Origin of the sequence: Wolbachia endosymbiont (group A) of Apotomis capreana (assembly GCF_964027025.1) — a bacterium.
GTDB classification, from domain to species: domain Bacteria; phylum Pseudomonadota; class Alphaproteobacteria; order Rickettsiales; family Anaplasmataceae; genus Wolbachia; species Wolbachia pipientis.
The window spans coordinates 306,041-320,921 of the sequence record NZ_OZ034721.1; the positions used below are offsets into that span (position 1 = coordinate 306,041).

Consider the following 14,881-nt stretch of genomic DNA (forward strand, 5'->3'; position numbering starts at 1 on the left):
ACATGCAATATGAATAAAGAAAGGCGTAACAATTCAGAAGATGAATCAGAAATAGAGAATAAGGTAGTAACAGTTGGCTCTAATCAAGGTCATAGGGCATTGATGGTCATTATTTTAGTGCTTCTGGCTGGTGGAGTGTATTATCTCTATTTTAGTCCTTCTCCTAAAGAGGGTTCAGAAGTTATTAAAAAAGAGGAAACAAAGCAAAACGTTCAAGAATTGAAAGGAAAGTTGGAACAAGTTCCAGATAATGTAATGGTTCCTGAAAGAATAATAACTGATCCCTTACCACCCTTACCTCCTCTTCCTACACCACTAATCATACCAGAAATAAAACAAATTAGAAAAGAAGAAGTGATGAAAAAAGAAGAAGAGAAACCAAAAGAAACTCCTGTGTCAAATATACCTATTTTGCCAAAGCAAAATTTTCCTTCTAGTAATGTTATGGGCAATTTACCTACCTCGTTTCCTACAATAGGGGGTGGCGGTTATCCTAGAGACAGACGTAGTGCACAGATGTTGACAATTTCAGGTGGTAGTGGAGAGAACAAGGCTGCTGATGCTATTTTATCCGACACTTCAGCACAATCGAGCAAAGCTACCAGAGTAGGAAAGCTTGGTTTAATGATTACTCAAGGTAAAATTATTGATGCTGTTCTTGAAACTGCAATAAACTCTGATCTGCAAGGAATGCTGCGTGCTATGGTGAGTAGAGATGTTTATGCAGAAACTGGTGATACAGTTTTAATACCTAAAGGCTCAAGATTGATAGGCAGTTATTCATTTGACTCGAATGTTGCTAAATCTCGTGTAAATATAAACTGGAATAGAGTGATTCTGCCACATGGAATAGATATTGCAATCTCATCACTTAGTACTGACGAGCTTGGTAGAGCAGGAATAGCAGGAATAGTTGATAACAAAATAGTAAGTGCGTTATTCTCTTCAGTGACACTTGCTGGTGTTTCGATTGGTTCTGCTGTTATAGGGCAAAAGGCTTCTAATCTTGTTGATACGCTAACTATCAGAGATGCAGTAAAGTCTATCACTGCAACCGAAATAGATTTTTCTTCTCTCCAACTCATTATTGACCCAGAAAAGAAGATATCTAGTGACAAATGGAAATTAGGCCTTGGGGCTATCGGAAGAATTCGGAGTGCCAAAAGCAGACAAGATTTACTAAAAATAATGAAAGAGGAAATAGCAAAAGCACTAGGAATTGAAGAAGACGAGGTAAATATAAGCCTGGAAATTGTAAATCAACTGTTAGAACAAATTCAAAGAAAAAGCAAGTCTGTTTATGATGAAGCAATCGGGAAATCAATCGAGGATTTTTCTAAAGATATGCGGGATGTAGTGGGCAGATATACAGATAAAAAACCAACTATTTATGTTGATCAAGGCACTGCATTGAAAGTATTTGTTAACCAAGATATAGTATTTCCTCCACAGGCAATATTAAATCAATGAAATGAACTATGCTGCACTTGATACATATTTGGAGCCATTACAAGGCATATTTCAAGAAGAAGGCGTAAATGAAATATCAATAAATAAGCCAAAGGAAGTATGGATTGAAAATCGCGGTGAAATAAGGTGTGAAAAATTAGAAGTATTCGATCTTAACCATTTGAAATCTCTTGGCAGACTGATTGCTCAAGCTACAGAACAAAAACTTAGCGAAGAAGCGCCGTTACTTTCGGCAACATTACCAAATGGTTATCGTATACAGATAGTATTTCCGCCAGCATGTGAACCTGATAAAGTAGTCATGTCGATTCGTAAGCCTTCTAGCATGCAGTTAGCACTCGATGATTACGAAAAAATGGGGGCTTTTTCTGAAACTGTTACAGAAGCAACTGATAATCCAGTTGACCGTCATTTGGATTTATTGTTAAGGCAAAAAAAAATAAAAGAGTTTTTAGAATACGCTGTAATAAGTAAGAAAAATATTATAATTAGTGGTGGAACTTCCACTGGTAAGACTACTTTTACTAATGCTACTTTGCGTGCTATTCCAGCTGAGGAAAGAATTATTACTGTTGAGGATGCAAGGGAAATCGTTTTGAACGATCATCCCAATAAAGTCCATCTAATTGCCTCTAAAGGAGGGCAGGGCAGAGCAAAAGTAACCACTCAAGATTTGATAGAAGCGTGCTTACGTTTAAGGCCAGACAGAATAATAGTTGGTGAGCTCCGTGGAGCGGAAGCTTTTAGTTTTCTCAGGGCGATAAATACTGGTCACCCTGGATCAATATCAACCCTTCATGCAGATAGTCCAACAATGGCCCTTGAGCAAATAAAATTGATGGTTATGCAGGCAAATCTTGGCATTCCTCCAGACCAAATTATACCATACATTAGAAATGTGATTGATATTGTTATTCAGCTAAAAAGAACCGGTGGGGGCAAAAGAAGCATTTCTGAGATATTATTTACTAGATCTGCGAGCGAAAATGCTTAAATTTATACATAAGTTAAGGAAGAGTAGTTTATGAGTAATGGAAATCACCTACGTAATATTCTCATAGGAGGTGTAGTAGCTTTTAGCGTACTTGAGTTTTGCTTCTATCTATCTGGTATATTGTTTGTTCTGTTTGCTGATGGTCCGGATGCTGTGGATTTTAAGGCAATTAATCCTAGTTTGACGCCTTTCCCTCAAGCTCTTTGGCCAACGATTTTTGATCATATACAATATTGTTGGCATCATCCAGAGTTATATAGCCTTGAGCTCAAAATCACATTAATTATATCTTCTGCACTGCCTATCATTGTTTTAATGATTATCTTATGGAATTTAAGAGAAAGGATAATTGAGTGGCGACCATTTAAAAAGAAGGAATCACTTCATGGAGATTCGCAGTGGGCATCAGAGAAAGACATACGAAAAGCAGGATTAAGAAGCAAAAAGGGATTATTGCTTGGTAAAGATAAAAGAGGATACTTCATTTCTGATGGGTTTCAGCATGCATTGTTATTTGCACCTACAGGTTCTGGTAAGGGTGTTGGCTTTGTAATTCCTAATTTATTATTTTGGACTGACTCGGTAATTGTACACGACATAAAATTAGAAAACTATGAAATAACAAGTGGTTGGCGAGAACGACAAGGACAAAAAGTATACGTATGGAATCCAGCGCAGCCAGATGGAATAAGTCACTGTTACAATCCATTACAATGGATTAGTGAAAAACCTGGGCAGATGGTTGACGATGTGCAGAAAATAGCTAACCTAATCATGCCTGAACAAGACTTTTGGCAGAATGAAGCAAGAAGCTTATTTGTTGGAGTGGTATTATACTTACTTGCTGCACCAGAGAAAGTTAAATCTTTTGGTGAAGTTGTGCGTACGATGCGTAGTGATGACGTGGTTTATAATCTTGCTGTTGCTCTTGATACAATGGGTAAAATACTACACCCTGTAGCATATATGAATATTGCAGCTTTTTTACAAAAAGCTGATAAAGAAAGGTCAGGTGTTGTATCAACCATGAACTCATCACTTGAATTGTGGGCAAACCCATTGATTGATACTGCAACTGCGTCAAGTGATTTTAATATTCTAGATTTTAAAAAGAAGAAAATTACAGTTTATGTTGGTTTAACTCCTGACAACTTGACTAGGCTCAGGCCTTTAATGCAGGTTTTTTACCAACAGGCAACTGAGTTTTTATGTAGAAAATTGCCATCGGATGACGAGCCTTATGGCGTATTGTTTTTAATGGATGAGTTTCCTACACTTGGAAAAATGGAGCAATTTCAAACAGGTATTGCATATTTTCGTGGTTATCGAGTTAGGTTATTCTTAATTGTTCAAGATACTGAGCAGCTCAAAGGAATATACGAAGAAGCAGGGATGAACTCCTTTTTGTCAAACTCGACTTACAGAATAACTTTTGCAGCCAATAATATTGAAACAGCTAATTTGATATCGCAACTTATAGGAAACAAAACTGTACAACAAGAATCGTTGAATAAGCCTAAATTTTTAGATTTAAATCCTGCTTCAAGGTCATTACATATCTCTGAAATACAGAGAGCATTGCTATTGCCTCAAGAAGTTATTATGTTGCCACGTGACGATCAGATAATTTTAATAGAGTCGACTTACCCAATTAAATCAAAGAAAATTTTGTACTACAGTGATACCACCTTCACAAGAAGGCTGCTCAAACAAACTCCTGTGCCTACACAAGAACCATATGACCCAAACAAAGTTCTTTCTGCCGCTGCGAGCAAAGATAAGGTTAATAACGAGGGGAATAATGTTCTTGAGGGACCTAATTCAGTTGATTATCCTGCTGAAACTAAAACCGAAGATGCAGTATATGATGAATCAGATGAATTTGCAGACGAAGATATTGATGATGAAGATATCGACGATAAGTTTGAAGATGATGACGAGGAAGATGAGGATAGGAGCGATGATGGGTTTGATGACGAAGAAGAGGAGGATGAATTTGAAGATGAGGATAAATTAAAAAATGACGAGAAGTAAGGTTAACTTTGCCTATTTTTAGCTCAGAAAAGTGCAAGTTATGCAAATAATTAGGTTTTTCATATTAAGCCATTTTTAATTAATTAGTATTAGATTAGCTATTTTAACTAGGGGAGTAGTAATGATTAGTAAAAAAACATTAGCGGTTACAGCATTTGCTTTATTGTTGTCACAACAATCTTTTGCAAGTGAAACAGAAGGGTTTTACTTTGGTAGTGGGTATTACGGTCAATATTTAAATAACACAAGCGTACTAAAAACAAGCACTACAGGTATCAAAAATTTGTCTATAAATGACAGGGGTGCTCAGAACACAGAAGGTCAGTCACTAAGTGAGTATAAAGGAGATTATAATCCACCTTTTGCTGCAAATGTGGCATTTGGTTACACAGGAGAATTGGGTAACAACAGCTATAGGGCTGAATTGGAAGGGATGTATTCTTCTGTAAAAGTGGATAATATTGGTTTAACAAGTAGCCAAATAACTGTTTCATACCTAAAGGAGACTGGTGAGGATCCTAATAAAGAAACTTATCTCTATAGTGCTGCAGTTAGTCATGACCAAATTGAGAACATATCTGTAATGGCAAATGTTTATCATCATTGGAAAAGTGACCGTTTCTCTTTTTCTCCTTACGTTGGTATTGGGATCGGTGCAACAAGAATGACGATGTTTGAAAAACCGTCAATAAGACCCGCAGGTCAATTAAAAGCTGGCTTTGACTATCGCATAAACGAAGATGTAAATATGCATATCGGATATAGAGGTTTTGGTGCTATTGGTAGCGATATTAAGCTTACAGCAAAAAGGTTAGGACAAGTGGTAGACGACCCTAATAATGATAAAAAAAAGAAGCTTAATCCTAGCTCAGGTAGCAAAGTAACTGAGGAAATAAATATAGGTAATCAACTATTTCACACACACGGTATAGAGGCTGGTCTTACTTTCCATTTTGCCAGCAAAGCTTAAACATGTTGCCCTTTAAAAAATGCATAAAACCGTTCCTGTCGTCCTATGGCTTGACCATAGGATCTAGTTAAATATAGATCCAAGTAGTCACGCTACTTGGATGACTAGGTAGAGGGTACTGGGATGATATAGGATAATATGGGATGAAGGCAAAAAAACATTAGCTATGTTCTTTTCACAACAATGCATCTCTTCATTCCCGCTAAGTCATATACATATTCCTGAAAAGCTAATTCGTATGAGGGGATTATTTTGTCAATACTGCTTTGATCTTCACCTATCTCCAATATCGCAAACCCATTTTTTTTAAGGCACCTCCTTAATATTGGAAAAATGCTCAAGTAACAACTCAAACCATCAATACCACCATCAAGGGCAATTCTTGGTTCCTTTTGCACTTCAGCTTGCAAGTCTTTCAATTTGCTTCTTTTAATATATGGAGGATTACTGATTATAAGATCGAATGAACCTCTGCACTCTGTCCACGAACTTGGAAATATTTTGGCTCTGCTGAGAAGATCATGTTTTTTTGTGTTCTGATAGGCAACTTTATATGCTTCCAAGCTTTTTTCAAAACCGACGCCAACAGCATATTCATACTCACTAAGTACGGATATCAATAAACAACCTGTGCCTGTACCAAAATCTGCAATTTTTAGTTTCTGTTTTTTGTTTGGGTAATATTTTAACACTGCTAGGATTATTGTTTCACTATCTGGCCTTGGATCTAAAACATGCTGGTTAACTATAAAATTTTTACTCCAGAATTCATGATTACCTATTATTTGCGATATTGGATATCTTTCCGCTCTTTTTTTTGTTAATTTCCAAAATAAAAGTTCTTTCTCCATTGGCACTTGATCAGCATGGTTCACAATTATAAATGATCTTTCCACTCCAAGTACGTGCTGCATGATGATTTCACAATCTAAATGTGGTGATTCAACTTTATGTGACGATAATAACTCCGATCCTTCTTGAATTAAAGAGCTGATTGTTTTCATTATTCTAAAAATATGTTTCTTTCAGCCAAAAATAGCAAGATGAGCTTCCAGTTTAGGGTAGCTGCACTAAATCCCAGTGTCAAGCACGCAGCTGTACGAACATTGCAATTTGCAGATCCAAGTAGCTTGACTACTTGGATCCAGCTAAGTTGGTGAGCATAAAAGTATAGCTAATGCGAGCTTTACGTCATACCGTCACGGTATCTCTAGATTCCGCTAACACGTAGCGGGACGACGAGGTCAGGGTGTCATCCTAGTACCTTCTCCTGTCATCCCAGTGCCCAGACACTGAGATCCAGAAAAGTTTGCTTGTAAGCAAGCAAACTAGCACAGAAAGTGGTTACAACATTTTCGATGAGATTATATGGAAAACTGGATTCCAGTGTCAAGCACTGGAATGACACCTTCCTGCTCAGTTCATGTTGCCATAAATATTAAGAAATTTACCAAGCAAAAAAAAGGCAAAAGAAGCCCTAGTCATTGTCTATTTTCAGTATTGGCGTTTTTTAAGTCTTAAACACTGCAATTTAGCTGCTTTTAAATGCAACTCACCTTAGTTTAAATGTTTAAGAAATTTACTAAGCAGAAAAAAAGGCAAAAGATATCCCGTATTAGCTAGTTGTCACTCTCTAATCCTGCAAATTGGCGTACTATACTGTCTTAAACGCTTTATAAGCGCGTTTCAGCTTATATAGGTAAAAACCCAGAAATGTTGTGAAGACGTAAAGTGTGCATAGTGCAAAAAATTAAAAATAAGACGCCAATTACGTAATACTGTTGTCATTTAATCTGCACAGATTGAAGATAAATGAATACCTTCAGTACCATGATAATGGGGCTGGCGAAGGGTGTCAAGTAAGTTTTTTCGTTTCTACTGAATGACAGTTGTGGCTTGGGAGGTAGTGCAAGAAGTCTACTGATGGCTTTCAAGGCAGTTGAGCTTAATTATTAGAGTAGTAATGTTTATTTTTATATTGACTATTGAGGTTTATTATTTTATAACTAAAAACTTAGTTATTTTAATGAGCTTGAGTTTATAACATATGCCTACGATAAATCAATTAATACGTAAGGGTAGATTAGGATTGACCCATAAGAAAAAGGTACCAGCTTTGGGAGAAAGCAACCCTCAAAGGAGAGGTGTTTGCACTAAGGTGTATACTACAACTCCTAGAAAGCCTAACTCAGCACTCCGTAAAGTAGCCAGAGTAAAAATTAGTGGGTATGGTGAAGTGACGGCTTATATACCTGGTGAAGGTCATAATTTACAAGAACACTCTGTTGTTTTGATACGTGGTGGGCGGGTTAAAGATTTGCCAGGTGTGCGTTATCACATAATAAGAGGTGCCCTTGATCTGCGTGGTGTGCAAAATCGAAAGAAAGCTCGTTCAAAATATGGTGTAAAGAAATCTGGTTAAAGTTTATGGCTCGTCGGAATAAAGCAAAAAAAAGAGAAATAAGTCCTGATTCGCGTTACGGCAGTGTTTTGCTGATGCGTTTCATTAATACAATCATGAAATGTGGTAAAAAATCTACTGCAGAAAAGATTATCTATGACGCTTTGTCTTTAGCTGAAAAGAAAATAGGCGAAGGTGGGTTATCAATTTTTGAGACAGCAGTAGGAAATGTTACTCCTTCTATAGAAGTGCGTTCTCGACGCATTGGTGGTGCAACTTATCAAGTACCTGTTGAAGTTCGACAAGATAGAGCGGTTTCTTTAGCGTTAAGGTGGATTGCTAAAGCAACTTCTGCTGCTCGAAAAAAGAGTGGAAAAACCACTGTTGATTGTTTGCAATCTGAAATACTGGATGCTTATAATAAACGCGGTGGTGCGTTTAAGATGTGCGAAGAAAAATATAAAATGGCTGAAGCTAATAAGGCATTTTCTCATCTTCGTTTTTAATGTTAGCTAATTAATTGTGATATGGAAATTGGAATATCTAAATACAGAAATATAGGGATAATGGCTCACATAGATGCTGGTAAGACTACCACAACAGAGCGTATTTTATTTTATACTGGTAAGCAAAATAGAATTGGTGAAGTGCACGATGGTGCAGCTTCTATGGATTGGATGGAGCAGGAAAAAGAGCGTGGTATTACAATCACATCTGCTGCAACAACATGTTTTTGGAATGATCATAGGGTCAATATAATAGACACTCCTGGTCACGTTGATTTCACTATTGAAGTTGAGAGATCTTTAAGGGTTTTGGATGGTGCAGTTGCTGTATTTGATGGAGTTGCTGGAGTTGAACCTCAATCTGAGACAGTGTGGCGTCAAGCTGATAAATATAGCGTTCCTCGTATCTGCTTTGTTAATAAGATGGATAGAATAGGGGCAAATTTTTATCGATGTGTTGATATGATAAAGACGAAGCTTGGTGCAGCACCTTTAGTTATTCATTTACCAATAGGGAGTGAGAAAGATTTCAAAGGTATAATTGACCTTATTTCTATGAAAGCCATTATATGGCAAGAAGAAACGTTGGGCGCTAAATTTTCTTATGAAGATATTCCTTCTGATTTGCTTGATAAGGCTCAAGAATATCGAAATCTTTTATTAGATGCTGCAGCTGAGATGGATGATGAAGCGATGAATACTTACTTTGAGTCTAATGATCTGCCAGTAGATTTACTGAAAAAATGCGTGAGAAATGGGACCATTAAAGGAAAATTTGTTCCTGTGTTATGTGGATCAGCTTTTAAAAATAAAGGCGTACAACCACTTTTAGATGGTGTGGTTGACTTTTTACCTTCTCCTATTGATGTTGATGTAATTGTTGGAATTGATCCTAAAGATTCAGAAAAGAAAATTGAGGTCAAACCTTCAGAAAAAGAGAAATTTGTTGCTCTTGCATTTAAAGTGATGACGGATAAATTTGTAGGCAGCTTGACGTTTATCCGTATTTATTCTGGTAAATTAAAGTCTAAATCTACCGTTTCAAATGCGTTAAAAAACGAAACTGAAGGGATTGGCAGAATGTTACTTATGCATGCAAATAACCGAGAAGATATAACTGAGGCTAGGGCTGGAGATATAGTTGCTTTAGTTGGGCTAAAGAAAACAACCACCGGAGATACTTTATGTTCTGTTGATTTTCCTATATTATTGGAGCGTATGGAATTTCCTGAGCCTGTTATTGAAATTGCTGTGGAACCTAAAACCACTTCAGATCAGGAAAAATTAGGTATTGCTCTAAATAGGTTGGTTGCAGAAGATCCTTCTTTAAGAATGTCAGTAAATGCGGAAAGTGGCCAGACTATATTGAAAGGCATGGGTGAGCTCCATCTTGAGATTATTGTTGATAGAATGAAGCGCGAATTTAACGTTGAGGCTAACGTCGGTGCTCCTCAGGTTGCATATCGTGAAACTATCACTAAATCTGTTGAAATTGATTACACTCATAAAAAACAATCTGGTGGAGCTGGTCAGTTTGCTAAGGTTAAAATAAAATTTGAACCTCTTGAGCCTGGTTCTGGGTTTCAATTTGAAAGTAAAATTGTAGGTGGTGCTATTCCAAAAGAGTATATTCCTGGGGTAGAAAATGGCTTGGAGTTGATAAAAGAAGGTGGTATAATTTCGGGATTTCCGTTGATTGATTTTAAGGCTACCCTTCTTGATGGTGCTTTTCATGAGGTTGATTCTAGTCCTTTAGCTTTTGAACTTGCTGCTAAAGGTGCTTTTAAAGAGATGGCAAATAAAGCTGGTCCAAAAATGCTGGAGCCTATAATGAAAGTTGAAATCATTACTCCTGAAGAATATATGGGTGATGTTATGGGTGATATAAATAGTAGAAGAGGAAATGTTGCTGATATGCTCGATTTAGGTAATAATAGTAAAATAATTACTGCTTCGGTACCTCTTGCAAATATGTTTGGTTATATCAACGTTTTGCGTTCTATGTCTCAGGGAAGGGCGCAGTATAGTATGCATTTTTCTTGTTATGAGCAAGTGCCACAATATGTGGTTGATGAGTTAAAGTTAGAGTATAATTAAGGGTAATAATTATGACAGCAGTAGTGGAAGCATTTGGAAAGCCGCATGTAAATGTGGGAACAATAGGACATGTGGATCATGGGAAGACGACGTTAACAGCGGCGATAACGAAGCATTATGGAAATTTTGTAGCGTACGATCAGATAGATAAAGCGCCAGAAGAAAGGAAGAGGGGGATAACGATAGCAACAGCGCATGTTGAGTATCAGACGGGAAAAAGGCATTATGCACACGTTGATTGTCCTGGACACGCTGACTATGTAAAGAACATGATAGTAGGTGCAGCACAGATGGATGCGGCGATATTGGTAGTGTCGGGGGTTGATGGGCCAATGCCACAAACGAGAGAGCATATATTGCTGGCGAAGCAGGTAGGTGTTGGATATATCGTGGTGTATATAAATAAAGCTGATGTTGCTGATGCTGATATGATAGATTTAGTAGAAATGGAAGTGAGGGAATTACTGAGTAAATACGGATTTCCAGGGGATGAAGTGCCTGTGGTGGTTGGTTCAGCGCTCAAGGCGCTGGAGGATGACAGCAGCGAATATGGAAAGAAATCAATAGACAAATTGATGGAAAAGTTAGATGAATATGTAGCGGTTCCACCAAGGCCTGTGGATTTACCATTTTTATTGCCAATCGAAGATGTATTTTCGATATCGGGGCGAGGAACAGTGGTAACAGGAAGAATAGAGAAGGGAGAGATAAAGACGGGAGAAGAGATAGAGATAATAGGTCTGAAAGCGACGCAAAAGACGATATGCACAGGTGTAGAAATGTTTAAGAAGTTGCTGGATAAGGGAAGTGCAGGACTCAATGTAGGAATATTGTTAAGAGGAACAAAAAGAGAAGAAGTAGAGAGAGGGCAAGTATTGGCAAAACCGGGGACGATAACGCCGCATAGAAAGTTTAAGGCGGAGGTTTATATATTAAAGAAAGAGGAAGGAGGAAGGCATACACCATTTTTTGCGAATTACCAGCCACAGTTTTATTTAAGGACAACGGATGTAACTGGGAGCATAAAATTGCTAGATGGGAAGGAGATGGTAATGCCAGGAGATAATGTGAGTGTAGAAGTAGAATTGCAAGTACCGATAGCAATGGATAAGGGATTGCGTTTTGCGATAAGAGAAGGCGGTAGAACTGTTGGTTCTGGTGTTGTTTCTGAAATTTTGGAGTGAGAGTTTGAGTTATAGGAGTGTAGCTCAATTGGTAGAGCGCTGGTCTCCAAAACCAGAGGTTGTAGGTTCAATTCCTATCGCTCCTGCATTAATGTTGTGGTGGAAATGTTAAAAAGTTTGTGTGGTTTTTTCTGTGATATAAAGCAAGAAATACGAAGAATTGCTTGGGTAAAGAAACAGGAGGTGTTGTCATCTCTATTTGTTGTAATGATTGTTATATTATGCTTTTCGATTTTCTTCTGTTTTGTGGATTTTATGTCTCTTTACGTAATTAAGGCTTTATTTGGAATTATTTATGGAATGTGAATATAAATGGTATATCATTAAAGTTGATTATGGATATGAGCAAAACATACGCGAATTGGTAAGTAATGCTGTTTATTTTAAGGAAGTGTTTATTCCTTATCAAACGGTATGTAATTCAAAGTCTGATATAAAAGAATTATGTGAAGTGTATGTATATATGCATCTGTGTGATGAAAGCAAAAATATTTTGAATCAAACGCCTGGATTCTGCAGTGGCGAATCTGGTGATTTTGAGATGATTTCAGATGATGAGATAAGTTTAAAGTGTAAAGAATTTAATAGATATAAATGGTATATCTTGAGAGTTGCTTCCAATTGTGAAGAGAAAGTGCGCCAACATATATTGGAAAATTCTATGAGATTGGGTGTTAATGATTACTTTAAGGAAGTTTTTATTCCATATGAAGAGCTAAGTGAAGTAGAGTTGAAATCTAAGAAAATTGCTACACGAAGGAAATGCTTTCCTGGTTATGTCTTTTTATACGTGAATTTATGCGATGAAGTATTGAATTTTATCAATAATATACCAAAATCTCTTAAGGTTTATGGATTTTTGAAAAACGGTAATATTCCAAAGGTGATTTTGGATGATGAGATTCACTCAATGTGTAATGCACTTTATAATGCTCAAGAGACAAAGAAGTTAGGTTATGGTTATGAAAAAGGTGAAAAAGTGAAAATTAATGATGGTCTTTTTCAAAATTTTACTGGTAAGGTAAATATGGTAAACGATGAGAAAAAAATTATTAATGTGGAAGTATCGATTTTAGGTAAGCCGACAATAATAGAGCTTGATCTGGCTCAAGTAGAGAAAATAGAGGATTAATTATGAGTGTTATAGTTGCTAAGATTAACTTACTTATGGAAGCTGGGAAAGCAGTTCCAGGACCGAAAATTGCTTCAGTACTTGGTCCACGTGGTATACCTGTTCCTAAGTTTTGTGAAGCTTTTAATAAAGTTACTAGTGCTGCTAACGCTAATTATAAAGTAGGCGATTTAGTAACAGTGCGAATTTCCATAAAGGATGATCGCTCTCATGATTTTACTGTCAGCGGTCCGCCTGTGGCTTATTTACTTAAGCAGGAGGCTAAATTAAGTAAAAGTTCTGGTAATCCTGGTAAAGAATTAGTGGCTAAATTACCTATGTCTGCTATAATTAAAGTAGCAAAGTGCAAGATGGTTGATATGAAAGTGGATAATGAAGATTCAGCAGTGAAAATGGTTGTAGGCACTGCAAAATCTATGGGTATAGAAGTTGTGGAAGGTTAGGTAAATGAATACATATAATGATAATCCTAAGCAGTGTTTGAAGAAGATTGTTGAGTCTGCTTCAGCAAAATTTAATGAATCAGTTGATATTGCGGTCAATTTAGGCGTAGATTCACGTAAATCTGAAGAGCAGGTGCGTGGTACAGTAGTTTTGCCTAAAGGTATCGGGAAGAATATTAAAGTAGCTGTTTTCGCTCAAGATAAACATTTATTAGAAGCTGAAAAAGCTGGTGCTGATATTGCAGGAGGAGAGGATTTAGTTGAAGAAATAAAAAAAGGTAGAAAGTTAGATGTTGATTGGTGCATTACTACTCCTGATTTTATGGCAAAAATCACTCCTATTGCAAAAGTATTGGGTGCTAAAGGGCTGATGCCTAACCCTAAATTTGGTACTGTGACTTCTAACATTGCAGAAGCTATTAAAACCATTAAGTCTGGTCAGGTAAAATTTAGAACAGATAAAAATGGTGTTATTCATGGTAAATTAGGAAATATTAAATTTGATATTGATGACTTGCTAGAAAATTTAAAAGCCTTTCTTAAAGTAATTAAAGATAATAAACCTATTTCTGCGAAAGGAATTTACTTTAAGGGTGTTTTTTTAAATTCAACTATGGGTAAAGCTTATAAGATAGGCAAAGTGGAAGATATAATTTAAGGGAGTGATACCGTGAAGCGTAAAGATAAGGATGAATTTATACAGAGCACAATAAACGTATTTGTAAATAATGATTTCTTGATATTAGTAAATTTTAAATCTATAAATGCTAATGATTCATTAACTCTGAGGAATAGTCTGAAGTCTATAGCAGGTGGGGTATTAGTAGTTAAAAACACTCTAGCACGCTTGGCTTTGGAAAGGACTGGTAAATTCTCTTATTTATCAGGCAAATTTTCCGGTCCTGTTGCTATTATATACTCTAGTGGCATAGTAGAAGCTGCAAAATTAATAGTTGATTTTACTAATGCTAACAAAGAAAAAATGTCTGTGATTTGCGCAGCTCATTTAAATGAATTGTTAACAGTGGAAGATGTTAATAAACTGGCTAAGTTGCCTTCTCTGGATGAATTGCGTGTTAAAATTATGCGTTTAATATCTTATGATATTCCTGCTCGGTTAGCGTTGTCTATTAATTCATCTTCTATGAGGCTTATGAGAGTTTTGGATTATTATAGTTCTAAAAAATAAATTTGTTGTTAAGTAAGGTGGTAATTATGAGTAATGTAACAAGTGATTTGGTTGATAAAATATTATCTTTAAACCTATTAGAGGCTTCTGAACTTGTAAAAGTTTTAGAAGAGAAAATAGGGTTGCCTGCTGGTTCTTTTCTTGGTGGAGCTGTTGGTGCTGGGGCGCCTATTGGTGATAATGCTGCTGCTCCTGCTGCTCAAGAAAAAGCTGAGTATAAAGTTGTGATTAAAGAAATTGATGCGAGTAAAAAAATAGGAGTTATTAAAGCTGTGAGAGAGGTTAATTCTACATTGGGTTTAAAAGAAGCAAAAGAGTTGGTTGAATCTTTACCTAAAGATTTGACTGCTAATGTTCCTAAAGACGAAGCAGAAAAAATCAAGCAAAAACTTATTGAAGCAGGAGCAACTAAAGTGGAGCTTGAATAATATTTAATGTATTAATTTTATATTGATATAGCT

At 36.5% G+C, this 14,881-nt stretch carries 15 protein-coding genes and 1 tRNA gene; 15 read left to right on the forward strand and 1 reads right to left on the reverse strand.

Annotated features, from left to right (window positions below; genetic code table 11):
* Window positions 1-9 precede the first annotated feature (9 nt).
* The 4 genes from AAGD50_RS01520 (at window position 10) to AAGD50_RS01535 (ending at window position 5,468) form a co-directional block, all read left to right on the forward strand.
* The gene (locus tag AAGD50_RS01520) at window positions 10-1,470 is read left to right on the forward strand and encodes a TrbI/VirB10 family protein (protein WP_174515709.1); all 1,461 of its coding nucleotides are present in this window, start codon (window positions 10-12) and stop codon (window positions 1,468-1,470) included.
* Window position 1,471: 1 nt separating this feature from the next.
* The gene (gene virB11, locus AAGD50_RS01525) at window positions 1,472-2,464 is read left to right on the forward strand and encodes a P-type DNA transfer ATPase VirB11 (RefSeq protein WP_065094644.1); all 993 of its coding nucleotides are present in this window, start codon (window positions 1,472-1,474) and stop codon (window positions 2,462-2,464) included.
* Between the two features lie 30 nt (window positions 2,465-2,494).
* Entirely contained in the window at window positions 2,495-4,498 is a 2,004-nt protein-coding gene (locus AAGD50_RS01530) for a type IV secretory system conjugative DNA transfer family protein (RefSeq protein WP_341810067.1), read from the forward strand.
* A gap of 121 nt (window positions 4,499-4,619) precedes the next feature.
* Complete coding sequence (locus AAGD50_RS01535; protein WP_253303626.1) at window positions 4,620-5,468, forward strand: P44/Msp2 family outer membrane protein; 849 nt, start codon at window positions 4,620-4,622, stop codon at window positions 5,466-5,468.
* Between the two features lie 164 nt (window positions 5,469-5,632).
* Here the strand turns inward: AAGD50_RS01535 and prmC are convergent, their stop codons facing one another.
* Window positions 5,633-6,472, reverse strand: coding sequence for a peptide chain release factor N(5)-glutamine methyltransferase (prmC, locus tag AAGD50_RS01540; protein ID WP_341810068.1), 840 nt, complete (start codon window positions 6,470-6,472; stop codon window positions 5,633-5,635).
* A gap of 1,043 nt (window positions 6,473-7,515) precedes the next feature.
* Here prmC and rpsL point away from each other — a divergent pair.
* From rpsL to rplL, 11 genes are all read left to right on the forward strand, one after another.
* Window positions 7,516-7,890, forward strand: coding sequence for a 30S ribosomal protein S12 (gene rpsL, locus AAGD50_RS01545; RefSeq protein WP_006279787.1), 375 nt, complete (start codon window positions 7,516-7,518; stop codon window positions 7,888-7,890).
* Window positions 7,891-7,895: 5 nt separating this feature from the next.
* The gene (gene rpsG, locus AAGD50_RS01550; RefSeq protein ID WP_007549313.1) at window positions 7,896-8,375 is read left to right on the forward strand and encodes a 30S ribosomal protein S7; all 480 of its coding nucleotides are present in this window, start codon (window positions 7,896-7,898) and stop codon (window positions 8,373-8,375) included.
* A gap of 21 nt (window positions 8,376-8,396) precedes the next feature.
* On the forward strand, window positions 8,397-10,472 hold the full coding sequence (fusA, locus tag AAGD50_RS01555) for an elongation factor G (RefSeq protein WP_010962308.1): 2,076 nt from the start codon (window positions 8,397-8,399) through the stop codon (window positions 10,470-10,472).
* A gap of 11 nt (window positions 10,473-10,483) precedes the next feature.
* Window positions 10,484-11,656 carry an elongation factor Tu gene (gene tuf / locus AAGD50_RS01560; protein WP_341810069.1) on the forward strand — a complete coding sequence of 391 codons (1,173 nt, stop codon included), beginning with the start codon at window positions 10,484-10,486 and terminating at the stop codon, window positions 11,654-11,656.
* Window positions 11,657-11,669: 13 nt separating this feature from the next.
* Window positions 11,670-11,742 (forward strand) — tRNA-Trp (locus AAGD50_RS01565).
* Window positions 11,743-11,761: 19 nt separating this feature from the next.
* Window positions 11,762-11,962, forward strand: a complete 201-nt coding sequence (gene secE, locus AAGD50_RS01570; protein ID WP_022626186.1) for a preprotein translocase subunit SecE — start codon at window positions 11,762-11,764, stop codon at window positions 11,960-11,962.
* A complete protein-coding gene (nusG, locus tag AAGD50_RS01575) occupies window positions 11,952-12,788 on the forward strand; it encodes a transcription termination/antitermination protein NusG (protein ID WP_070356705.1) in 837 nt (278 codons plus the stop codon). Before secE ends, nusG begins: the two co-directional genes overlap by 11 nt.
* A 2-nt stretch (window positions 12,789-12,790) precedes the next feature.
* A complete protein-coding gene (locus AAGD50_RS01580; protein WP_006279541.1) occupies window positions 12,791-13,231 on the forward strand; it encodes a 50S ribosomal protein L11 in 441 nt (146 codons plus the stop codon).
* A gap of 4 nt (window positions 13,232-13,235) precedes the next feature.
* Window positions 13,236-13,889 carry a 50S ribosomal protein L1 gene (gene rplA / locus AAGD50_RS01585; RefSeq protein ID WP_065094732.1) on the forward strand — a complete coding sequence of 218 codons (654 nt, stop codon included), beginning with the start codon at window positions 13,236-13,238 and terminating at the stop codon, window positions 13,887-13,889.
* A gap of 12 nt (window positions 13,890-13,901) precedes the next feature.
* Window positions 13,902-14,420 (forward strand): 50S ribosomal protein L10, encoded by a 519-nt coding sequence (gene rplJ, locus AAGD50_RS01590; protein WP_006279539.1) that lies wholly within the window; start codon window positions 13,902-13,904, stop codon window positions 14,418-14,420.
* Window positions 14,421-14,446: 26 nt separating this feature from the next.
* The gene (gene rplL, locus AAGD50_RS01595) at window positions 14,447-14,848 is read left to right on the forward strand and encodes a 50S ribosomal protein L7/L12 (protein WP_007551887.1); all 402 of its coding nucleotides are present in this window, start codon (window positions 14,447-14,449) and stop codon (window positions 14,846-14,848) included.
* Window positions 14,849-14,881: the final 33 nt, after the last annotated feature.